At 69.8% G+C, this 21,197-nt stretch carries 17 protein-coding genes and 2 tRNA genes; 11 read left to right on the top strand and 8 right to left on the bottom strand.

Going from position 1 to position 21,197, the window contains the following annotated elements; all coding sequences use genetic code 11:
• Positions 1–151 precede the first annotated feature (151 nt).
• The 4 genes from gyrB to ACFVYR_RS24130 all read left to right on the top strand — a co-directional run bounded on the left by gyrB (position 152) and on the right by ACFVYR_RS24130 (position 5,794).
• Positions 152–2,227, top strand: coding sequence for a DNA topoisomerase (ATP-hydrolyzing) subunit B (gyrB, locus tag ACFVYR_RS24115; RefSeq protein WP_384252497.1), 2,076 nt, complete (start codon positions 152–154; stop codon positions 2,225–2,227).
• Positions 2,228–2,270: 43 nt separating this feature from the next.
• Positions 2,271–4,883 (top strand): DNA gyrase subunit A, encoded by a 2,613-nt coding sequence (gene gyrA, locus ACFVYR_RS24120; protein WP_384252495.1) that lies wholly within the window; start codon positions 2,271–2,273, stop codon positions 4,881–4,883.
• A gap of 16 nt (positions 4,884–4,899) precedes the next feature.
• Positions 4,900–5,622, top strand: a complete 723-nt coding sequence (locus ACFVYR_RS24125; RefSeq protein ID WP_384252493.1) for a DUF3566 domain-containing protein — start codon at positions 4,900–4,902, stop codon at positions 5,620–5,622.
• A 95-nt stretch (positions 5,623–5,717) separates the two neighbouring features.
• Positions 5,718–5,794 (top strand) — tRNA-Ile (locus tag ACFVYR_RS24130).
• A gap of 514 nt (positions 5,795–6,308) precedes the next feature.
• On the opposite strand, the gene ACFVYR_RS24135 is transcribed toward ACFVYR_RS24130, so the two are convergent.
• Entirely contained in the window at positions 6,309–6,641 is a 333-nt protein-coding gene (locus ACFVYR_RS24135) for a DUF6344 domain-containing protein (RefSeq protein WP_384252490.1), read from the bottom strand.
• A gap of 314 nt (positions 6,642–6,955) precedes the next feature.
• On the opposite strand from ACFVYR_RS24135, the gene ACFVYR_RS24140 reads away from it, so the two are divergent.
• Positions 6,956–7,084: a DLW-39 family protein gene (locus ACFVYR_RS24140; protein ID WP_003999697.1), complete on the top strand. Its 129-nt coding sequence runs from the start codon at positions 6,956–6,958 to the stop codon at positions 7,082–7,084.
• A gap of 398 nt (positions 7,085–7,482) precedes the next feature.
• Positions 7,483–9,012: a hypothetical protein gene (locus ACFVYR_RS24145; RefSeq protein WP_384252488.1), complete on the top strand. Its 1,530-nt coding sequence runs from the start codon at positions 7,483–7,485 to the stop codon at positions 9,010–9,012.
• Between the two features lie 37 nt (positions 9,013–9,049).
• Here the strand turns inward: ACFVYR_RS24145 and ACFVYR_RS24150 are convergent, their stop codons facing one another.
• Both ACFVYR_RS24150 and ACFVYR_RS24155 read right to left on the bottom strand, forming a co-directional pair.
• On the bottom strand, positions 9,050–10,927 hold the full coding sequence (locus tag ACFVYR_RS24150; RefSeq protein ID WP_384252486.1) for a serine/threonine-protein kinase: 1,878 nt from the start codon (positions 10,925–10,927) through the stop codon (positions 9,050–9,052).
• A gap of 49 nt (positions 10,928–10,976) precedes the next feature.
• Positions 10,977–11,525, bottom strand: coding sequence for a helix-turn-helix domain-containing protein (locus tag ACFVYR_RS24155; protein WP_384252483.1), 549 nt, complete (start codon positions 11,523–11,525; stop codon positions 10,977–10,979).
• Positions 11,526–11,706: 181 nt separating this feature from the next.
• Here ACFVYR_RS24155 and ACFVYR_RS24160 point away from each other — a divergent pair.
• Positions 11,707–11,779 (top strand) — tRNA-Ala (locus ACFVYR_RS24160).
• Positions 11,780–12,019: 240 nt separating this feature from the next.
• Here ACFVYR_RS24160 and ACFVYR_RS24165 read toward each other — a convergent pair.
• The gene (locus tag ACFVYR_RS24165) at positions 12,020–12,796 is read right to left on the bottom strand and encodes an alpha/beta fold hydrolase (protein WP_384252481.1); all 777 of its coding nucleotides are present in this window, start codon (positions 12,794–12,796) and stop codon (positions 12,020–12,022) included.
• Between the two features lie 157 nt (positions 12,797–12,953).
• On the opposite strand from ACFVYR_RS24165, the gene ACFVYR_RS24170 reads away from it, so the two are divergent.
• On the top strand, positions 12,954–13,787 hold the full coding sequence (locus ACFVYR_RS24170) for a helix-turn-helix domain-containing protein (protein WP_384252479.1): 834 nt from the start codon (positions 12,954–12,956) through the stop codon (positions 13,785–13,787).
• Positions 13,788–13,878: 91 nt separating this feature from the next.
• Entirely contained in the window at positions 13,879–14,259 is a 381-nt protein-coding gene (locus tag ACFVYR_RS24175; protein WP_384252476.1) for a hypothetical protein, read from the top strand.
• 175 nt (positions 14,260–14,434) lie between these two features.
• Here the strand turns inward: ACFVYR_RS24175 and ACFVYR_RS24180 are convergent, their stop codons facing one another.
• Positions 14,435–14,626, bottom strand: a complete 192-nt coding sequence (locus ACFVYR_RS24180) for a hypothetical protein (RefSeq protein ID WP_384252473.1) — start codon at positions 14,624–14,626, stop codon at positions 14,435–14,437.
• 245 nt (positions 14,627–14,871) lie between these two features.
• Between ACFVYR_RS24180 and ACFVYR_RS24185 the strand changes: the two genes are divergently transcribed.
• Entirely contained in the window at positions 14,872–15,474 is a 603-nt protein-coding gene (locus ACFVYR_RS24185) for a hypothetical protein (protein WP_384252470.1), read from the top strand.
• A gap of 69 nt (positions 15,475–15,543) precedes the next feature.
• On the opposite strand, the gene ACFVYR_RS24190 is transcribed toward ACFVYR_RS24185, so the two are convergent.
• Entirely contained in the window at positions 15,544–16,461 is a 918-nt protein-coding gene (locus ACFVYR_RS24190) for a LuxR C-terminal-related transcriptional regulator (protein WP_384252467.1), read from the bottom strand.
• Positions 16,462–17,040: 579 nt separating this feature from the next.
• Here ACFVYR_RS24190 and ACFVYR_RS24195 point away from each other — a divergent pair.
• Positions 17,041–17,535, top strand: a complete 495-nt coding sequence (locus ACFVYR_RS24195) for an RNA polymerase sigma factor (RefSeq protein WP_384252465.1) — start codon at positions 17,041–17,043, stop codon at positions 17,533–17,535.
• 67 nt (positions 17,536–17,602) lie between these two features.
• Here ACFVYR_RS24195 and ACFVYR_RS24200 read toward each other — a convergent pair whose 3' ends face one another.
• On the bottom strand, positions 17,603–18,808 hold the full coding sequence (locus ACFVYR_RS24200; protein WP_384252462.1) for a hypothetical protein: 1,206 nt from the start codon (positions 18,806–18,808) through the stop codon (positions 17,603–17,605).
• A 22-nt stretch (positions 18,809–18,830) separates the two neighbouring features.
• On the bottom strand, positions 18,831–21,197 hold the full coding sequence (locus ACFVYR_RS24205) for an anthranilate synthase component I (protein WP_384252460.1): 2,367 nt from the start codon (positions 21,195–21,197) through the stop codon (positions 18,831–18,833).

A 21,197-nucleotide genomic window follows, 5' to 3' on the forward strand; every position in this document is an offset into this window, starting at 1 on the left:
ACATGCGGACTCAGGTACCGGCAAACCCCCATCACTGTCAGCGCTACCGGTAGACTGGAAGCTAATCCCGCCTCACTTGTGGGACGCACCGAGCAACGCTGACTATCGCTGAACGACGCAGCCGCTCCGGCCACCGCCGGACGCTTGGCTTGTGCTGTGCCAGAAAGGGCGCTTCGTGGCCGATTCCGGCAACCCCAACGAGAACATTCCGTCCACCGAGGCCCTGGCAGGGACTGCCAAGGCCTCAGCCACGGCGTACGACGCCAGCGCGATTACCGTCCTCGAGGGTCTGGACGCGGTCCGCAAGCGACCGGGCATGTACATCGGCTCGACCGGTGAGCGTGGCCTGCACCACTTGGTGCAGGAGGTCGTCGACAACTCCGTCGACGAGGCCCTGGCCGGACACGCGGACACGATCGACGTCACGATCCTCGCCGACGGCGGCGTGCGCGTCATCGACAACGGCCGTGGCATCCCGGTCGGCATGCACCCCGTGGAGAAGAAGCCGGCCGTCGAGGTCGTGCTCACCGTGCTGCACGCGGGCGGCAAGTTCGGCGGCGGCGGTTACGCCGTCTCCGGTGGTCTGCACGGCGTCGGCGTCTCCGTGGTGAACGCGCTCTCCACGAAGCTCTCGGTCGAGATCAGGACCGACGGCTACCGCTGGACGCAGGACTACAAGAGCGGCGCCCCGACCGCCCCGCTCGAGCGGCACGAGGCCACTCAGGAGACCGGCACCTCGGTCACCTTCTGGGCCGACGGCGACATCTTCGAGACCACCGAGTACTCCTTCGAGACGCTGGCACGGCGCTTCCAGGAGATGGCGTTCCTCAACAAGGGTTTGACCATCAAACTCACTGATGAGCGCGAGTCGGCGAAGGCGACCGCGAACGCGGACTCGGCCGAGGCGACCGACGACGAGGCCGCCGAGGCCCGCACGGTGACGTACCACTACGAAGGCGGCATCGTCGACTTCGTGAAGTACCTCAACTCCCGCAAGGGCGAGGTCGTCCACCCGACCGTCATCGACGTCGAGGCCGAGGACAAGGACCGCCTCCTCTCGGCCGAGATCGCCATGCAGTGGAACTCGCAGTACAGCGAGGGCGTGTACTCCTTCGCGAACACCATCCACACGCATGAGGGCGGTACGCACGAGGAGGGCTTCAGGGCCGCGCTGACGGGTCTGGTCAACCGCTACGCGCGCGAGAAGAAGCTGCTGCGTGAGAAGGACGACAACCTCACGGGCGAGGACATCCGCGAGGGTCTGACGGCGATCATCTCGGTGAAGCTCGGCGAACCCCAGTTCGAGGGCCAGACCAAGACCAAGCTGGGCAACACCGAGGCCAAGACCTTCGTGCAGAAGGTCGTCCACGAGCACCTCACGGACTGGTTCGACCGGAACCCGAACGAGGCGGCGGACATCATCCGCAAGGGCATCCAGGCCGCCACGGCCCGCGTCGCCGCCCGCAAGGCACGCGACCTGACCCGCCGCAAGGGCCTCCTGGAGACGGCGTCGCTGCCCGGCAAGCTCTCCGACTGCCAGTCGAACGACCCGACGAAGTGCGAGATCTTCATCGTCGAGGGTGACTCCGCCGGTGGTTCGGCGAAGTCCGGCCGCGACCCGATGTACCAGGCGATCCTGCCCATCCGAGGCAAGATCCTGAACGTCGAGAAGGCGCGCGTCGACAAGATCCTGCACAACCAGGAGGTCCAGGCGCTGATCTCGGCGTTCGGCACCGGTGTGCACGAGGACTTCGACATCGAGAAGCTCCGCTATCACAAGATCATCCTGATGGCGGACGCCGACGTCGACGGTCAGCACATCAACACGCTGCTCCTGACGTTCCTGTTCCGTTTCATGCGTCCGCTGGTCGAGCACGGGCACATCTACCTGTCGCGCCCGCCGCTCTACAAGATCAAGTGGTCGCGCGACGACTTCCAGTACGCGTACTCGGACCGCGAGCGCGACGCCCTGGTGGACCTCGGCCGCCAAGCGGGCAAGCGCATCAGGGACGACTCGGTCCAGCGCTTCAAGGGCCTCGGTGAGATGAACGCCGAGGAACTGCGCATCACGACGATGGACCAGGAACACCGCGTGCTCGGACAGGTCACCCTGGACGACGCGGCACAGGCCGACGACCTCTTCTCGGTGCTGATGGGAGAGGACGTCGAGGCACGGCGCTCGTTCATTCAGCGCAATGCCAAGGACGTTCGCTTCCTCGACATCTGAGTCGGCCCGTACAAGCCGCACCTCGAAAGGACTTTGACCAGCAATGGCCGACGAGAACACCCCTGTGACGCCTGTGACGCCTGAAGAGGAACCCGCCGTTCCCGGCGTGGGCATGCGTGTCGAGCCCGTCGGGCTCGAGACGGAGATGCAGCGCTCCTACCTCGACTACGCGATGTCCGTCATCGTGTCCCGCGCGTTGCCCGACGTACGGGACGGCCTGAAGCCCGTGCACCGCCGCGTCCTGTATGCGATGTACGACGGCGGCTACCGCCCCGAGAAGGGCTTCTACAAGTGCGCCCGCGTGGTCGGCGACGTCATGGGCACGTACCACCCGCACGGTGACTCCTCCATCTACGACGCCCTGGTGCGCCTCGCCCAGCCGTGGTCGATGCGGATGCCGCTGGTGGACTCCAACGGCAACTTCGGCTCCCCGGGCAACGACCCGGCGGCCGCCATGCGGTACACCGAGTGCAAGATGGCGCCGCTGGCCATGGAGATGGTCCGTGACATCGACGAGGAGACCGTCGACTTCACGGACAACTACGACGGCCGCAACCAGGAGCCGACGGTCCTGCCGGCGCGCTTCCCGAACCTGCTGATCAACGGTTCGGCGGGCATCGCGGTCGGTATGGCCACCAACATCCCGCCGCACAACCTCCGCGAGGTCGCGGCGGGCGCGCAGTGGGCCCTCGAGCACCCCGACGCCTCCCACGAGGAGCTGCTCGACGCCCTTATCGAGCGCATCAAGGGACCCGATTTCCCGACCGGTGCCCTCGTAGTGGGCCGAAAGGGCATCGAGGAGGCGTACCGCACGGGCCGTGGCTCCATCACGATGCGCGCGGTCGTCGCGGTCGAGGAGATCCAGAACCGCCAGTGCCTGGTGGTCACCGAGCTGCCGTACCAGACCAACCCCGACAACCTCGCGCAGAAGATCGCCGACCTGGTCAAGGACGGCAAGGTCGGCGGCATCGCCGATGTCCGCGACGAGTCCTCCTCGCGCACCGGCCAGCGCCTCGTCATCGTCCTGAAGCGGGACGCGGTCGCCAAGGTCGTCCTGAACAACCTCTACAAGCACACCGACCTGCAGTCGAACTTCAGCGCCAACATGCTGGCCCTGGTCGACGGCGTGCCGCGCACCCTCTCGCTGGACGCCTTCATCCGGCACTGGGTCACGCACCAGGTCGAGGTCATCGTCCGGCGCACGAAGTACCGGCTGCGCAAGGCCGAGGAGCGGGCGCACATCCTGCGTGGCCTCCTCAAGGCCCTGGACGCCATCGACGAGGTCATCGCGCTCATCCGCGGCAGCCAGACCGTCGACATCGCGCGCGAGGGCCTGATGGGCCTGCTCTCGATCGACGAGATCCAGGCCAACGCCATCCTCGAGATGCAGCTGCGCCGCCTCGCCGCCCTGGAGCGCCAGAAGATCGTCGCCGAGCACGACGAGCTCCAGGCGAAGATCAACGAGTACAACACGATCCTGGCCTCGCCCGAGAAGCAGCGCCAGATCATCAGCCAGGAGCTCGCGGCGATCGTCGACAAGTTCGGCGAGGACCGCCGCTCCGCCCTGGTGCCCTTCGACGGCGACATGTCCATGGAGGACCTGATCGCCGAAGAGGACATCGTCGTCACCATCACGCGCGGTGGCTACATCAAGCGCACCAAGACGGAGGACTACCGCTCGCAGAAGCGCGGCGGCAAGGGCGTGCGCGGCACGAAGCTCAAGCAGGACGACATCGTCGACCACTTCTTCGTGTCGACGACACACCACTGGCTGCTGTTCTTCACCAACAAGGGACGCGTCTACCGCGCCAAGGCCTACGAGCTTCCCGACGCCGGACGCGACGCGCGCGGCCAGCACGTGGCGAACCTCCTCGCCTTCCAGCCGGACGAGCAGATCGCCGAGATCCTCGCGATCCGTGACTACGAAGCCGTGCCCTACCTGGTGCTCGCCACCAAGGGCGGCCTCGTAAAGAAGACACCGCTCAAGGATTACGACTCGCCCCGCTCGGGCGGCGTCATCGCCATCAACCTCCGCGAGACGGACGACGGTTCGGACGACGAGCTGATCGGTGCCGAGCTCGTCTCGTCCGAGGACGACCTGCTCCTCATCAGCAAGAAGGCCCAGTCGATCAGGTTCACCGCAACGGACGACGCGTTGCGCCCGATGGGCCGCGCCACTTCGGGCGTCAAGGGAATGAGTTTCCGCGACGGCGACGAGCTTCTCTCGATGAATGTCGTTCGTCCGGGTACGTTCGTGTTCACCGCCACCGACGGTGGGTACGCGAAGCGGACCAACGTCGACGAGTACCGCGTCCAGGGTCGCGGTGGCCTCGGCATCAAGGCCGCCAAGATCGTGGAGGACCGCGGCGAGCTCGTCGGCGCCCTGGTGGTCGAGGAGACCGACGAGATCCTCGCCATCACGCTGTCCGGCGGTGTGATTCGTACGCGAGTCAACGAGGTCAGGGAGACGGGCCGTGACACCATGGGCGTCCAACTGATCAACCTGGGCAAGCGCGATGCCGTGGTCGGTATCGCTCGTAACGCCGAGGCCGGGCGCGAGGCCGAGGAAGTCGACGGAGACATCGTCGTCGACGAATCGGACGCTGCCGAGCCGGCCACCGGTACGGACGAGGGCACGGACTCCTCGGCCGAGTAGCGCGAGGAGAATCATCGTGAGCGGAGCCACGGGCGCCGAGGCAAAGCGGACCGGCACTACCGGTACGGACGGTGCCCGTGGCTCCGCCACTGATGCACACGACTCTCATGAGTCTCATGGATCCCAGGGGGGGACTGTGACGGACACCCGAGGGCCAGGGACTTCTGGTCATGCTTCCAGTCAGGCTTCCGGCCAGTACGACACGTCGTACGCGGCCGGAAAGGGCGCGCAGGCGGGCGGGGCGCTGCCGGGGGAGCGCCAGGCCAGGGAGCAGTCCTCCCAGCCCTACCACCCGCCGCAGGCGTATCAGCAGGGCTCCCAGACGGGCTCGGTGCGCCGGCCGCGGACCGGGGCGCGCACGGTGCCGCGCACCCGCAAGGCACGTCTTCGCGTGTCCAGGACCGACCCCTGGTCGGTGATGAAGGTCAGCTTCCTGCTCTCCATCGCCCTCGGCATCTGCACGATCGTCGCGGCGGCCGTCCTGTGGATGGTCATGGACGCCATGGGTGTCTTCTCCACGGTCGGCGGCACGATCTCCGAGGCGACGGGCTCGAACGAGTCCAACGGCTTCGACCTGCAGTCCTTCCTGTCGCTCCCGCGCGTCCTGATGTTCACGTCGATCATCGCGGTCATCGACGTCATCCTGGCGACCGCCCTCGCGACGCTGGGCGCCTTCATCTACAACCTCTCCGCGGGCTTCGTGGGCGGCGTCGAGCTGACCCTGGCCGAGGACGAGTAGCGCCCGCTCCCCCGCGCGCGGGTATCGATTTTGGGACTGGCCCCCAGGTGCGCTAATCTTCAGAGGTCAGCGCGCGGGACACACCGCAGCGCGGCGGGGCTATAGCTCAGTTGGTTAGAGCGCATCCCTGATAAGGATGAGGCCACAGGTTCAAATCCTGTTAGCCCCACCAGCATGAAGACCCTCAACCGATCATGGTTGGGGGTCTTTGTCATCTGCGGCTGGTGTCAGCTGACATCAGCCGGTCAGGGGCCTTCCAGGAGCTCGGCGAGAATGGTTGCCCCCGGGTGGGAGCGCGCTGAAAGGCCCTCTACCGCCGCGACGGCGGAAGAGGGCCAACAGCTGCTGGCGGTGCTGCTGGCCGAACACCGCCCGGAACATGAACGGCTGGGGCCCCAGCCGAGCAATTCTCCGCGCTGTTACGACCGGTCTCGCTAGCCGGACACGGCCAAGCCCGATGAGATCGCCGTCCGGGGTTCGGGGACGCCTAGGCGCACGGTCATCGACCGGCACCCCTGTCGCGCTCTGCGCCCAGTATGCCTCCTGCCTCACCTTTCCGGGCCGATCCTCTGACGATCCCGCACCTGACTGTGCCCCTGCGGGCACGAGAAGACCCCCGGCCTGTGGTGGCCGGGGGCCTTCTGAGGAGGCTTTGGAGGGCGGGCGCCCTGGGTGTGGGCCGGGGGTTACGGTTCCGCGGCCAGCCTTGGTTCGTTCGCGGTGGTCTCAGCCTCGGCTTCCGTGTCCGATGGGGGCAGGTGCCGGCAGCTGGGGGACGAACCATGGGCCTCGGCGCGGATGCGCTGCTTCATCGTGGGTGGCAGGGACCGTTCGTACGCCGCCGACCAGAGGGCCGCCATCATCGGTGTCGGCGCGCACACCGTGGTGTCACGTGCGTTCGTGGTCTCCTGTACGGCCGTGGCCGCGGCGGCCGTCGTGGTGAGCCCCAGCGCGGCGAAGAGCGCGAGGAATGCGGTGACGATCGTTGTCCACAGCTTCGTGGCCTTGTTGCCGGACATGGTCCCTCAATTCGGGTTGGGCGATTTGCGTACTTTCCTCATGATGTGTATGTGGGGCCGGGAGTGAGGGACCGACGCTCGCGTGGCGTCGATGTTCCGATGAACACCACCCGGATGGCCGCAAGAGAGCCGAGAAAGGGGCAAAGCGGCGAAAGTCACAGCGAGGCGGGGAACTCCGCGGGCTGCCGGGGCCCATATCGACTGCTGTGCGCGGGGCGGGAGTTGAGACCGATCCAGGTCACCGATCGATATCGCTCGGTGTGTATAGTCGGGCGCCAGAAGTCCCCTACGTCAAGGAAAGACGAGGTCGCGCGGTGAAGAAGCTTCTCCTGGTCGCACTGGCCGCCATCGGCGGGCTCCTCGTGTACCGCCAGATCCAGGCGGATCGCGCCGAGCAGGATCTGTGGACGGAGGCGACTGACTCCGTGCCCACGGGTTCGTGAGTATCGACGACAGTCACTTCACAAGCCCCGGTCGCATTTGCGGCCGGGGCTTTGTGGTGCTTGGGGTCGGGTGGGGCTTGAGTGGCTGTGGAGCCGGGTGGGACGGGCATGTCCGTGGTCGTGGCTCCGGGGTGGTGGATCACGGATGGCGGAGCCGTCGCCGATTCGCCGTCGATTCGCATGCGTGAATGAGGTGCTTGCGTAAGCGAACGTAAGGGACGCGGCGGTCGCGCCGGTGGCGAGTTCGTGTGGGTGTCCGCGTGGCGCCGGGCGGGCAGGACCGTCGGGACGGGCGGGACGGCTGGGTGTTCGCGAGCGGCAAGGGGTGGCGTGAGATGGGGCGGCGGCTGAGCGAGTGCCGGGGGGCGGGGGCGACAGGATGGGGCCGCCGTCGAGCCGTGCCTGCCGTGGCCGCGTTGGCCGTCGCCGCGTTGTGGGGGGTGGCCGGGTGCCCGGGGCAGGCCGGGGCCGCTGCGGGCACACCCCGCCCTTACGCCTTCGCGGCCGACGCCGAGACGGTCGAGGGCGCGATGAACAACGTCGAGGGGCCCCGACTCACGCCCGGGAAGACGTACAAAAGCACCCTCCCGCGCGTGGGACAGCGCTTCTACCGTCTTGAGCTCAAGGCACGAGACAGCGCGTACGTCTCCGTCACCGCTGTTCCGAAGCCCGGCAGCCAGGTCTCCTATGCCGACGGGGTCGAGGTGTCCGTCCAGGACGCCGACGGCAACAACTGCAGCCCTATGGAGACGGAAGAGGCACGGTTCGGCTCTTCGGAGAGCCCGCGTCCGATCACGGCCACGGCGGTACGCAGGGTCGGACCAGACGAGAGGACGTGTGCCCAGGCCGGTACCTACTACGTGCTCGTCGAGCGGGCCAGAGCCTCGGGTTCGGTGCGGCGTTCCGTCCAGGAGGACTGGGACCTGGAACTTCACGTGGCGTCAGAACCCGCGCTGAGAACGGGCAGTGCGTCGGAGCCACCGAGGACGTGGGACTCCGCGACCCCTGTACCACCGTCGGGCGAGCGGAGGACGCGTGAGGGCGGCACGAGCTTCAGTACGGCGCGAGGGCTGGCAAAAGGTGTCTGGGGATCCGGCATAGAGCCTGGCGAGACCCTCTTCTACAGAGTGCCGGTCGACTGGGGGCAGCAAATCTCGGTCGCTGCCGAGCTCGGCAGTACGAACGGGGTGGGCGCGAAGAGGGACGGGGCGGGGAGCGGAGCGGGCGCGACGGAGAGCGGCTCAGACCGGACGGGGCGCGGGCTGGGCCGGAGTGCGGGGTATGTCTCCTCCGCTCTGGTCATGTCGCTGTCCAACCCGGTGCGCGCCGAGGCCGGTGACGCCGATACGGCGTATGACGGCCGGCAGAAGTCCGTTGCCCTGGACCCACTGCCACCGGTGGCGTACGAGAACCGCTTTGCCCTGGCCGACAAGGTGTCCGCGATGAGGTTCGCCGGTTGGTACTACCTGTCGGTCCACCTCAGCCCGCAAGTCGCGGAGAGGTTCGGTGACGCTCCGTTGGAACTGACGCTGAGGGTGGACGTCGACGGGTCGCCGCAGCCGGGTCCTGCCTACGCGGGATCGCCCGTCCCCGCCGAGGACTTCGGCGTCACTGAGCGGGACACGGAGGCCGCGAAGCGCGGCGAGACGGCGGTCGGGAGCGGCGCGGATGCCGAGACCGACGGGCTGCTGGTGGTGGTCGCCGCCGGTGGGATCGGGGGCGGGGCGGTGCTGCTGGGGGTCCTTGGCATGTGGACGCTCATCGGGCGGCGCAGGGCGTCGGCTGCGGTTGCTGCGGCGGCCTCGGCGGGGGCTGGGGCTGGGGCGTCGGCTGGGCCCGGGGCCGGAACGGGAACCGGGGCCGGAGCCGGAGCCGGGGGAGCGGATGCTCCTGAGTCCGTGGAGTTCGGGCCGTCGCGAGGCTGGTGAAGCTGTCGGCTCGGATCCGGCGACACCGTCTGGCCCGTCAGAGCTGCGCGAGGGCCCAAAACCCCACGGTGAGGCAGGTCAGGGCGACGAACAGCATCGGGATCGCCACTTTCGCGGGCGGCCCGAAACGCTCCGATGGGCCGGGACGAGCCGCGGTGTGGGGCCGGGAGATTGGGTGGTTCAGAGGTGGAACCTGGACGGCTTGAGCGGTGTATCGATAAGTAGAAGGGAGAGCGGGAGCAGGAGCGAGAGCGGGATCGCGGTGTGCCGAGGACGTCGGGGCTTGTGCGGGGTCTTGGGGTGCGGGCGGGGGCGGGGGCGCGTTCCGGTGGGAGGAGGGGACTTGCGTGGGATCGGGCGCGGGCGCGGGCGTCACCTGTAAAGGCAACGGCATCGGAGTGGGGGGAGTGGACGGCTGAGGGGGCAGCAGAGGCGGGGGCAAGTGGAAGCCGCCCGTGCCCGAGCGGGAGGGCGGCCGGGCGCCTGGCCCGAGACCTGATGGCTGCTCAGGCGAGTCGTCAGCGAGGGGAATCGGAGTCGGCGTCGAGGTGGCGGTGGGGGCCGGCGTCGGAAGGGGCGTGGGAGCTGATGCCGAGGGCGATGGCATCGGTGGCATCGGAGCTGGTGGTATCGGAGCCGGTGACTGTGGAGGCGGCGGGGCCATGGGCGCTGGGGCTAGCGGTTGCGGCGCCACGTCCGGTGGGGTCAGAGACGGTGAGGTGAAAGGTGCCTCAGCGAAAGGTGGTGGTGTGAAAGGGGACGGGGCCGAAGACAGCGGGGCTGAGGGAGGCGGGGCGGACGACAGTGGCGCCGAGGGAGGCGGTGCCGAAGACAGCGACGCCGAGGGAAGCGGGGCTGAAGACGGCGGCGTTGAGGAAGGCGGGGCTGAAGACGGCGGGGCGGGAGACGGCGGCGTTGAAGGAGGCGGGGCCGAAGAAGGTGGTGCCAAAGGTGGCGCGGCCGACGTGCCGGGCCGTGTGGACCCAGGTGTGGGGCGCGCATGGCGGGGGCGGGAGCCCGTGCGTGGCATGGGGGCGAGAGGCCCGACGGGGCCGAAACCGGCAGGTAGTGGAGGGAGTTGGTCGAAGATCTCGATGAGCTCGTCGTCGGGGCCCGGCTCGGGCAGCATCTCCACGGCCGAGGCAAGCGCCTTGCGCGCACCCGTGGCGGTACGGAAGCGCGTCTGGGGATCCGGTTGGAGAAGGGTGGCGATGACCTGCCAGAGAGGTTCGGGCATACCCTGCGGGGCCCGTGGTGTGCCGTGCTCGGCGAAGTACTCGATCAGCGCCTTGCTGTCCGGCTTGGCGCCCTCCAGGAGGTACAGGGCGACGAGGCCGACGGCGAAGAGGTCGGCGGTGAAATCCGGCTCGCAGCCCAGTAGTTGCTCGGGGGCGAAGTAGCCGGGCGTTCCCACCACGTAGTCGGTCTCGGTCAGCCGGGGCTCGCCCTTGCGCATCGAGATGCCGAAGTCGGACAGGCGCAGATGCGGGCGGCCGGCGCCGGTGGCGTCGAGCAGGATGTTGGCCGGCTTGATGTCACGGTGTACGACGCCTTCGGCGTGGACGGCCGCGAGTGCGGAGAGGAGCTGGTCGAGGAGGGCGCAGACGAAGTGGGGCGGCAGCGGGCCGTAGTCCCCGATGACATGCGCCAGCGAGCCGCCGCCGACCAGGTCCATGGTGAACAGGACCTTGTCGTCGTCGGCGGCCCAGCTGGCGGGCGCGAGTACATGGGGGTGATCGATTCGCAGGGCTTGTTCCCGTACGAACCTCAACAGGGAGTGTGCGTCGCTCTGTTGGAGCACCTTGGCGGCCACGTACCTGCGTCGCCGGTGGTCCCAGGCGCGCCAGACCGCTCCGACTCCCCCATGTCCGATCGGGTCGACCAGTTCGTACCGGCCGGCGAAGACCTCACCCATGGTCGCGCTCCGCTCCCCTTCCGGGCCGGGCGGCGACCCGGTCGACGGCTCAGCTCTGGTGCGCCTCGTAGTGGGCGACCGCGTCCGCGGTGCGCCCGGCGCCGTACACCCGGAGGAACTCTGCCAGTTCCGGGTGGGTGGGGGCGAGGGAGTCGGCGGCATCGATGATGTCACCGGCGGCCGCGACGGAGCGCAGCAGCGACTGGATCTCGCGCACGACGCGCTTGACCGTGGGGGCGCCGGAACTCGTCGCCGTCGACGAGGTGTTGGTGAGGACGGAGCCGCCCTGGGACTTCTTGATCTCGTCCATGCGGTCGGTGGCCTCGGCGGCGCTCACGCTGCCGTCCGCGACTTGGCCCGCCAGTTCCTGCAGGAGCTGGACGCGCTGGACCACGGCGGGGTTGCCGATCTTGGCGCGCTGCCCGCTCATCAGCTGGGACAGCATGGGCGCGGACAGGCCGAGGACTCCGGCGAGGCGTGCCTGGTTCAGGCCGAGGTCGTCGATGAGGCGACGGAAGAGCGCCCCCAGCGGCTCCCCGTACCAGTTCCGCTGGAGCTCTCGTGCTCTCGCGGTCGTATCTTGCTGTGCGGCGTCCATTTGCGTCTCCCCATCGCTTCCCCTAAGACCGCGGTTCGCTGCCGCGAACCACGTCGTGCATCTTACGGAGCGTGGTCGTCGACCGGGAGCCCCAATCCTTTTGCGGGATCCGGGGGGTGACCCGGTACTCTGGTCTGCGATGCACGGCGGGAGGCGCTTCTTCCGGTCGAGGTGTCGTCTTGGGGCCTTAGCTCAGTTGGTAGAGCGCTGTCTTTGCATGGCAGATGTCAGGGGTTCGACTCCCCTAGGCTCCACAATCGGAAAGCCCCTCTGACCTGCGGAAACGTAGGTCGGAGGGGCTTGTTCGTGCCCTGTGTGCCCACTCTGGCGCGGGGGGTGGCGCGTGGGCGCAAGGGTGGTCGGGTCTCGTGGGTGGTCCGGTGGCGGCCGGGGCAGTCGTGGGGGCAAGGAGCGGTCGGAGATCTTCGACGGTGAGGGCACTGCCGAGTGGTTCGGGGAGTTGGTGCATGGCGACGGGCAGGCCGATCGGATGGTCAGGTGGTCGGGGCGAAAGCCGTGATGGCCTTGGTTAGGGCGGCTGGAGCTTCCAGGGGGATCAGGTGGCCCGTGTCCGGGAGCACCGTGAAGTCGGCTTCGGGGAGGTAGGGGAGCAGGTGGTCGACGAGGACGTGGACTGGCTCGACATGGTCGTTCTCTCCGGCGATGACGAGGGCGGGGACGTCGATCATGCGGGTGTACTCGGAGACGTCCTCCGCGATGCCGCGCAGCGGCCACTCCGTGCGGGCGGCGTCGGTGCCGGTGCGTGAATCGGTCACGACCTGTTCTCTGATCGGTTCGGGCAGGGCGGTCGCGGTGAGAATGTTGTCCCGTGCGTAGGCGACGGACTCCTCGGAGTCGTAGGCGTGGGAAAGGGTTTCCCGGTACTCCGGGGTGATCTGCGCGGCCGGTTTCGCCGGGCCGGAGCCGACGAGGATGATCCCGCGCAGGGCGGCGGGACGGGTCGCCGCGATGAGCTGCGCGACCTTGCCGCCCATGGAGTGGCCGACGAGCAGGTAGTCGGTGAGGCCCGCGTCGGCGATCACGGCGAGTGTGTCGTCGGCGAACCGGCGGAGGGTGTAGGGGCCTGTCATGTCGCTGGAGCGACCCCAGCCGCGGAAGTCGACGGTGAGGATGTCGCGACCCGCAAGACGGTCGACGACGAGGTCCCAGGTGCGGGCGGAGCCACCCCAGTAGTGCAGGAACACGAGGGTGGGTCCGGTTCCCGGCCGGTGGTCATAAGCGGGCAGGAGCGGCTGCTGTGTCGTGTTCATCGTGGCTCTTCCGTTCGGCGTTCATCGGCGCCCATCGGCGTTCATCGGCGCCCATCGGCACGGCATTGCGGGACGGTTTTTCCGTGTCTTCATTGAATGCCTGCGGTTGTGCCAGGGCATCGGCGTGAGCGGTCGCTCGATGGTGAAAACTGGACTCATGGCCGTGATCAGGCAGATGACCTACCAGCCCGTCGGGTGCGATGCCGCCGCTGTCGAGACGATGACGTTCGACCGCCTCCGCGAGATCAACGACGGCGGGACACAGCGTGCCGACTTCCATGTCCTGGCGGTCGTCGATGCCGGGCACGGATCCGTCACGGTGGACTTCGTCCGGCATCCGCTCCGGGAGCGGTCCGCGGTGTGGGTGGCCCCAGGAGCGGTGCATCGATGGGACGACATCGCCGGTGTGGCAGGGCACGTCGTGCTTTTCGTGCCGACGGCGCCGGTCACCCCCGCCACCCGGGACCTTGTCGCGGCCCCCGACCTGGTCGCGCACTGGAGCATTTCCGACGCCGACTGGCCGTTCGTCGACACCGCGCGAGACCATCTCCTTCTCGAAGCGTCCGCCCCGCCCGGTGGTGCCTCGGCGGAGCTGCCCGCGATCCTGCTCTCCGCCCTCATCGCCCGGCTCCGGCCGCCGCACACCGAGGCGCGGGCGACGCATCCGGTGTTCCGCATGTTCAGGGCCAGTGTCGAGGCGCACTTCCGGGAGCATCACGACGCCGGTTACTACGCCCAGGCCCTCGGATACGCGCCCCGCACCCTTTCAAGGGCGGTGCAGCAGGTCACCGGCCGGACCGCGAAGGCGTACATCGTCGAGCGGCTCGTCCTGGAAGCCAAGCGGCTCCTCGCACACGACCGTCTCACCTCGGCCCGCTGCGCCGGCGCGCTCGGTTTTCCCGACGCGTCCAATTTCTCGGCGTTCTTCCGGAAGGCGACAGGTATGCGCCCGGGCGCATGGCAGGCGACGGTGGTGCCGGAGGTGGAATAGCGCGGGGTTGCGGGTAGGAGCCTGCTCGGCGACGCATGTTTCGTTCAGGACGACTGTCCGGCTCTGCGCCCCGGCCCGGAAGGAACCGTCAGTGAGCGCTCCCGCGCCCTCCCGCCGCACGGGCGGACTCGTCGTCGCCGTCGTCCTCGTCATTGTCGGCGCCGTGGTCGTCTCGATCGCCGTCGCCGTGTTCGGTGGGAGTCCCCGACCCGGCCCTGAACCGCTCCGCCGGCCGACCGCTCAGCCGGTGGAGCACACCAGAGGGCCCACCAGCGAGCACGCCAGCGGGCCCACCGGCGAGCCGACGAGCGGCCCGGCCGCCAGTCCCACGCCGGAAGCGAGCTGCCTGCTGTACGACTTCGAGTGCCAGGCCGGTGATGGCTCCGGTGGCGTCACCCTCCAGCCGTCCACGCCGCCCGTCGGGACAGGAGCCACCGGCGGGAACGGTGGGCTCCTCGGCGGCACCGGCTGACCACCGGGCCCGCGCTCGAACCCGGGCCCGCGCCCGAACCCAGGCCCCCGCCCGAACCCAGGCCCCCGCCCGAACCCAGGCCCCGCAGACGGGGAGAGCGCCCGGACAGCGCTGAGCGGCCGGGCCGCACGCTCGTGCGATCCGGCCGCTCCGGCCGCTTCCGTCCGCTGTCAGATCAGCGGTCGGAGTCCCAGGACTGGTTGTGGTGGTAGGCCAGGCCACTTCCGTTGGAGCCGGCGATGGCGGCACCGGTCTGGTCGGTGGCCCCGTCGTGGTACGGGTTGTCATGGGCAGCCGCGGCGCTCGCCATGCCAAGGACGGAGACGACGGCCAGGGCGGTCGCGGCGACGGTGGTACGCAGACGCATGGGGAGTCCTCATTCTGTTCGGAAGACGCTGTCGAGATCGTCTTGCCCGTCGGCGACCGCCTGAGCCGGAGCCGGCCGCAAGCTCACCCGAACAGCGCTTCACACCACGCGTATAGAGGAACGCATACGGAGTCGCGTGGAAGTGAAGTTCGTCTTGGCCGGTTCTGGCCCGCGTGGCAGCGGCAGGCTTCCGTAGGCTCGGCAGCACAGGATTCGCATGTCCACGAAAAGCCCAGGGGGTCGGCGTGCTGTGCGCATTCGCCTTCGAGCGGGTCGGTGTCGTGGTGAGCGACCTCTACTTCCTGAACCCGTACCCGCTGGACGGCCAGGAGTCCGCCGAGCGCGGCGTACGGCTGGAGCTACGAGTCTTCGAAAGTGGCGAGCTGCCCGGTTCCATGTACTCGGCGCGCCCCATCACGATTGGTCGCCCGCTGTGGCGGTTGGATCTCCTCCAGGACGCGAACGCCGCACCGAACACGTTCGACCGCACGCACCATCACCCCGGCATCGTCGGCTGGGAACCCGGTCCGCGGACTTTCGTCGAGGAACTGTCCGACGATCCCCTGGCATGGCTGACGAGCAGGCTCACGGACATCTCCAGCCTGCTGCACGAGGCCGGTATCTCCCCGGACGACATCTCGGCGGCGGACGCGGATGGTCTGCGCGCAGCGGCGCCCGACATCGTGGGCACCGTCCGCCGGATGCTGGAGCGGGTGTGGGCCGGCGAACTCGGCCGACGACAAGTTGATCCGGTGGGTCCGGACCCGGTTGGCTCGGATGTGGACGGTCCGGACGCGGGTGGACCGGATTCAGGAGTGGTGACCAGCGTGAGAGTCAGCTGGCTCTAAGGGAGGGCCAGTCGGCTCTAAGTGAGGGCCAGCTGGCTCTAAGTGAGAGCCGGCTGCCCTGATGGTCGGTCAGCCGCCGAGGGCCGGTTCCGGTTCCGGGTCCGGTCGGGGGACCGGGGGCAGCTGCATGGGGTGGGCGTCGGTGAGGAGGCCGTACTGGGCGGCGCGGGCGCCCGCGGCGAAGCGGCTGGTGACGCCCAGGCGTTGCATCAGATCGGCGATGAGCCGGCTGGCGGTGCGCGGTGAGACGCCGAGGGTGCGGGCGATGGCCTCGTCCTTCATGCCGTCGGCCAGCAACTGGACCAGGGTGCGCTGTTCGTTGGAGAGGCCGGAGGGGTGACCGGAGGGGTAGTGCTCGCCCTCAGGGGCGAGTGGCGGCGCTTCGCGCCAGATGTGCTCGAACACCGCGGAGAACGCGTTGACCAGGGGCGCTCCACGGATCGTGAGCTGGCAGCCGCGCCCCTCACTGTCGGCGGAGGCGGGCAGCACGGCGTAGTCGGAATCGATGATCACCATGTTGATCGGGATGACCGAGGCGAGCCGCAGCTCCACGCCCGCCGACACCAGGCGGCTGAAGGAGTCGTAGGTGCCGGGTGACATCGAGTCGCGGCGGAGCCTGATGGAGCGGATCTGAATGCCCCGGTCGAACATCTGCTGGCGGAGCGGGCCGAGCCTGCGGCGCAGCCGGGCCGGAAGGCTGCTCTCCGCGTAGGCGGTGCGCAGGGTGGAGCGCGCCGAGTCGGTGACGTCGTACAGCGCCTGCACCATCTCGTCGACGGTGCCGGCGGCGCTGACCTCGACGCGCGACTGGGAGGAGCCGGTCGCCGGGAGGTACACCTCGAGCAGCGACTCCATCGCCTCGTGCATCCGCAGGGATTCCTCCAGGCTGCGCTGCGCCATGTCCTGCTGCTGCCGGAGCATGCGCATCAGGGCGAATTCCGGATCCACCGGTACGACCCGGTCCCCCGTCTCGGCGGGCCAGCTCACCAATCCGAGGCGGCGCAGAGAAGCCCAGGTCGCCCGCGCTTCCGCGGGTGACAATCCGAAACTTTCCGTCAGCTCTTCCGGATCGGAACCTCCGCGTTCGCGCAGCTCCATATAGACGGCGAGCCGAGAGGCTTCGGAGACCTGTGCATTGATGCCGGTTACACGGTTTTTCACAGAGCGGCCCCCCGCGGTGAATGAGCTGTGCACTGTCCAGCGGCTACCGACGCGTAGGTGGTCACTCTAAGGCGGCCTCGCAGGTGAGGGCGGTAAGTGAGAGTCAGATCACGCTTCGGGCGCGGGGCTTGTGACTATCGGTATGGACCATCACCTTTGCGGTCCCCTATCGCCGCCCTCGCCTCTCGCCCCTCGCTCCGCGCCACTCGATGGCGAAGATTTGCCATGGCGGAATCCAGCCAGCGCCACCCACTTGTTCTGTGAATCTCCGTCACTAGCCTCGAACGCACGGGGGATGGACAGAAGGGAGCCGGGCATTCCGGCTGCCTTCGGTAAGTGTGCTCCCCCGCGAATTCACCGGTAATTGCGACAAGTATGCAAGGCGGGGGAATGAACGAGACGGCCATGGCCCAACCAATCGCCAACCTGATCCGTAGCGCGCAGGCGGGGAACCACCGCGCGGTGAACGATCTGCTGCTCCACATCACGCCGTTCGTACGGCGGCTCTGCTCCTCGGTGGACGCGGGCCACCGGCCCGAGGCGGTCCAGGAATCGCTGCTCGCCGTGTACCGCGGGCTGCGCACCCTCAAGGAACCCGCGGCGTTCTACGGCTGGGTGCGTGCCGTGACGGTACGGGAGGCCGCGCGTACCGCACGGCGCGCGGGGCAGGTCGCGACGGCGGAGCTGGTCGACCAGCCGTCCCCGGCCGACCCCTCGCTCGGCGTCGCCATCGCGGACGTACTGGAGCGGCTGCCCTCGCACCAGCGGGACATCCTCACGCTGCGCGCGGTCTACGGCCTGGAGGAGCGGGAGACGGCGCGCGTCCTTTCGCTGCCGGTCGGCACGGTTCGCTCCCGGCTGCACCGTGCCCGGCGGAACTTCCAGGACGCCTGGAGCTGACCCGGCGCGCTGTGTGACGGCGGGGCGGGGGCGCCGCTGCCAAAGCGACGCCCCCCGGCGCCCGAGGTCAGAGCTGCTCGCGCAGCGGGGTCGGCCACTGCGCCGGGTCGTCGCCGAGGTAGCCGCCGAGCCACTCCGCCCAGCGTTCCAGGCCGAAGGCCCAGCAGACGGAGAAGCCCGGCTGCCCGGCGAAGGCGATGTCGAAGCCCTTGCCGAAGTGCTGGTTGTGGTAGTTGAGCGAGGAGATCGCGACGCCGGAGCCGTCGTGCGCCATCCGCCCCACCAGCTCGTACTTGACGTCCATCGCCGCCTGGTACTGGGCCAGCTGCGGGCGGGCGCTGGTGAAGAACGGGTCCGACGCGGGCTGCACCTTGCACGGCAGGCCGAGGCTCTCGGCGAGGGAGAGAAGCTCCTCGAGGACCTGGGCGTGGAAGGCACGGGCGCCGGGTCGGTCACCGACGTACACGATCTCGCGCATGCTGAACGACCAGCGGCGGGTCGGTGAGGTGTCGGCGGTGGCCTTGCCCTCGTAGCGGCTGCACTGGCCGGTGGCCGTGACGGTCAGGGGCTCGTCGAGGCGCGCGCCCTGGAAGCGCTCGAAGAGGCCCAGGCAGGTGGCGGGCGCGAGGGCGACCGGGGTGAACTCCAGCTCGGCCGCGCGGGCCGCCGGGTCGGTGGCGGTGCCGAAGCGGTCGAGGGCGTCCAGGTCGGGGCGGACGACGCCGGCGGCGGTGATGTGCTGCGGGAAGTTGCCGGTGTAGCCGGCCTTCTCCAGCGTGGTCCAGGGCAGCAGCGCGGGCACCGTGTACTCGGCGGCGCCGAGCCGTGCGGCTCGCTGTCCGAGGAGCCGTTCCAGGGTGCGGATGAGGAGCGCGTTGCGGGGGCCGCTGACGAACAGGCCGGGGCCGATGCGGCCGTCGGCGGGGGTGTCGCCGAGCGGGCCAGGGGCGGCGGGCGCCGCGGGTTCGGCGGGCAGGTCCCAGCGGTCGAGGCGGGTGCGGTCGGCCCGTTGCGGGGCGCCCGCGAACCGCTTGAACGCCTCGCCGAGGAACCGCTCGACACGGTCGGCGTGCGCGTCGTCGGCGGCGCCGAACTCGACCCGGGGCACGGACTCCAGGTGGATCCGGGCGTCCTCGGTGCCGTCCAGGCAGTAGCGCAGCATCGCGGCGAACTCGCGGCGGTCGTCGGGGTGCAGCTCGCCGGGGGCCAGCCAGGTCCGCCGGAGTTCGGCGGAGGCCGCATCGACGACGGCCGGGGCAATGGTGTCGGTCATGCTCGTGGAACCTCTCTCCATCTCACACACGGGGCACGCCGCCGACGGGCTGCGGCCGTCGTGCGAGTCGCGCGAGGACATTGCCGATCAGCAGCTGTCCGTGGTCGTCGAACTGGGTCATCAGGGACTCGGGGTGGAACTGCACGCCCGCGAGCGGCCGGCTCTCGTGCTCGACGGCCATGGCCACCCCGTCCGGGCAGCGGGCGGTGACCCGCAGGCCGGGCGGCAGGGACCCGGCGTCGGCGTACAGGGAGTGGTAGCGGCCCGCGGTGAAGCGCGGCGGCAGACCGCGCAGCAGCTCGCCGCCGCCGTCCACCACCGAGACCGGCGACGGTCTGCCGTGGAAGGGGCGGTCGAGCACGGCGAGGCGCCCGCCCAGGTACTCCACGATGGCCTGCATGCCGAGGCAGACGCCGAACACCGGGATGCCGTGGTCCTCGGCGACGCGCAGGGTGCCCGCCGTGTCGTGGTCGTCGGGGCGGCCGGGTCCGGGCGAGAGGACGAGCAGGTCCGGAGCGACGTCCGCGACCAGGGACTTGTCGAAGCCGCTGCGGTACGTCGAGACGCGGGCGCCCGCCTGTCGGAGGTAACCGGCCAGGGTGTGTACGAAGGAGTCCTGGTGGTCCACGAGCAGCACGCGCGGACGGTACGCGGAGCCGCCGTCCCCACCCGCCCCGTCCCCACCCGCCCCGACAGCCGCCACCCCGCGGGCGACCCGGCCAGCCACCCCAGTCGCCGCAGTCACCTCGCCCGCCCCGACAGCCCCACGGGCCTCCCCGACCCCGGAGCCCCGACCCGCCCCCGAGACCGACAGATCCGTGAGCACGTCGAGCAGCGCCTTCGCCTTCAGCTCCGTCTCCCGCTCCTCGGCCTCGGGCACCGAGTCGTAGAGCAGGGTCGCCCCGGTGCGCACCCGGGCACGACCGTCGCGCACCTGCACGGTGCGCAGGGTGAGGCCGGTGTCCAGGGTGCCGTCGAAGCCGACGCGACCGACGGCGCCGCCGTACCAGCGGCGCGGGGAGCGTTCGTGCTCCTCCAGGAACGCGACGGCCGCGTGCTTGGGCGCGCCGGTGACCGTCACGGCCCACATATGGCTGAGGAAGGCGTCCAGCGCGTCGCGCTCGGGGCGCAGCACACCCTCGACGTGGTCGACGGTGTGGATCAGTGTCGAGTACATCTCCAGCTGGCGGCGGCCGATGACGCGGACGGTGCCGGGCTCGCACACCCGGGACTTGTCGTTGCGGTCCACGTCGGTGCACATGGTCAGCTCGGCCTCCTCCTTCTCGGAGGCGAGCAGGGCCTTGACCTGTTCGGCGTCCTCGATGGCGTCGCGGCCGCGGGCGGCGGTGCCGCTGATGGGCGCCGACTCCACGCGCCAGCCGGTGCCGTCGGCGGTGTGCCGCGCGTGGACCCGTACGAACATCTCCGGCGAGGTGCCCACCAGGTGCTCGCCCTCGCCGAGGTTCACCAGCATCTGGTACGGCGAGGGGTTGCGGGCGCGCAGGGCGCGGAACAGCTCGGAGGGCGGGCAGGGCACGGGCCGGTCGAACGTACGGCTGGCCACGACCTCGAACATGTCGCCCGCGCGGAACCGCTCACGCGCGACGTCGACCAGCGCGGCGTACTCGCCCGGGGCGTGGTCGCCGACCGGTCCTTCCGCGGGGTTCCCGGCGCGGAACAGCCGCGCGGGTGTGGTCCGCGGCAGCCCGTGCGTGGAGCGGCCGTGGGCGGTGAACTCGTAGCGGTGGCGCCAGGCGGTGCCCGCGGCCTGGTCGGTGACGATCACTTCGTCCGGCAGGTGGAGGACCAGGTCGCGGTCGTGCGCCGAGCGTCCGGGCTGCCGTGGCGGTACGGGGTCGAAGGCGAGCACGAGGTCGTAGCCGAAGGCGCCGTAGAGACCGAGGAAGTCACCCGCGGGGCCGGACAGCGCGTCGCGTACGGCGCGCACGAAGTCGAAGGCGCCGGGCCTGCGCGACCGGTCCTCCTCGCTGAACATGTCCTGGCCGGGCGTGGCGCGCACCAGGCCGGTGAAGCCCGGCTCGTCGGCGCCACCGAGCTCACGGACGTCACGCAAGGTCCGCCGCGCCGCCGCGCGCAGCACGGGAAGCAGCACCTCGCCGCGCCCGTTGAGCGCGCGGACCTCCACCGTGCGCAGGCCGCGCAGCACGATCTCGACGGGCGGGTCGACGTAGCCGACGGCGTGGCGACGGTAGCGGCCGGGGGATTCGTAGTCGGAGCGCAGGACGGCGCCCCTGCGGGTGTCCAGCGCGTTCTCCAGCTCCCGCAGGGCGGACTCGCCGTCGACGGCGGTGCGGGCGCGCTCGACGCGCACCCCGGCGCCGGTGGTCCACTCCTGCGGGAGCGGAACGGGCAGAGGATGGGTGGTCAT

The organism is Streptomyces sp. NPDC058284, assembly GCF_042881135.1.
GTDB lineage: Bacteria > Actinomycetota > Actinomycetes > Streptomycetales > Streptomycetaceae > Streptomyces.

Bases quoted from the DNA above. Each gene is read 5' to 3' on its own strand.
- ACFVYR_RS24170 (WP_384252479.1), top strand. From the start codon at position 12,954: ATGGCCGTGATCAGGCAGATGACCTACCAGCCCGTCGGGTGCGATGCC.
- ACFVYR_RS24195 (WP_384252465.1), top strand. From the start codon at position 17,041: ATGGCCCAACCAATCGCCAACCTGATCCGTAGCGCGCAGGCGGGGAAC.
- ACFVYR_RS24165 (WP_384252481.1), bottom strand. From the start codon at position 12,796: ATGAACACGACACAGCAGCCGCTCCTGCCCGCTTATGACCACCGGCCG.
- ACFVYR_RS24150 (WP_384252486.1), bottom strand. From the start codon at position 10,927: ATGGGTGAGGTCTTCGCCGGCCGGTACGAACTGGTCGACCCGATCGGA.
- ACFVYR_RS24200 (WP_384252462.1), bottom strand. From the start codon at position 18,808: ATGACCGACACCATTGCCCCGGCCGTCGTCGATGCGGCCTCCGCCGAA.
- ACFVYR_RS24180 (WP_384252473.1), bottom strand. From the start codon at position 14,626: ATGCGTCTGCGTACCACCGTCGCCGCGACCGCCCTGGCCGTCGTCTCC.
- gyrA (WP_384252495.1), top strand. From the start codon at position 2,271: ATGGCCGACGAGAACACCCCTGTGACGCCTGTGACGCCTGAAGAGGAA.
- ACFVYR_RS24205 (WP_384252460.1), bottom strand. From the start codon at position 21,197: ATGACCACCCATCCTCTGCCCGTTCCGCTCCCGCAGGAGTGGACCACC.
- ACFVYR_RS24155 (WP_384252483.1), bottom strand. From the start codon at position 11,525: ATGGACGCCGCACAGCAAGATACGACCGCGAGAGCACGAGAGCTCCAG.
- ACFVYR_RS24135 (WP_384252490.1), bottom strand. From the start codon at position 6,641: ATGTCCGGCAACAAGGCCACGAAGCTGTGGACAACGATCGTCACCGCA.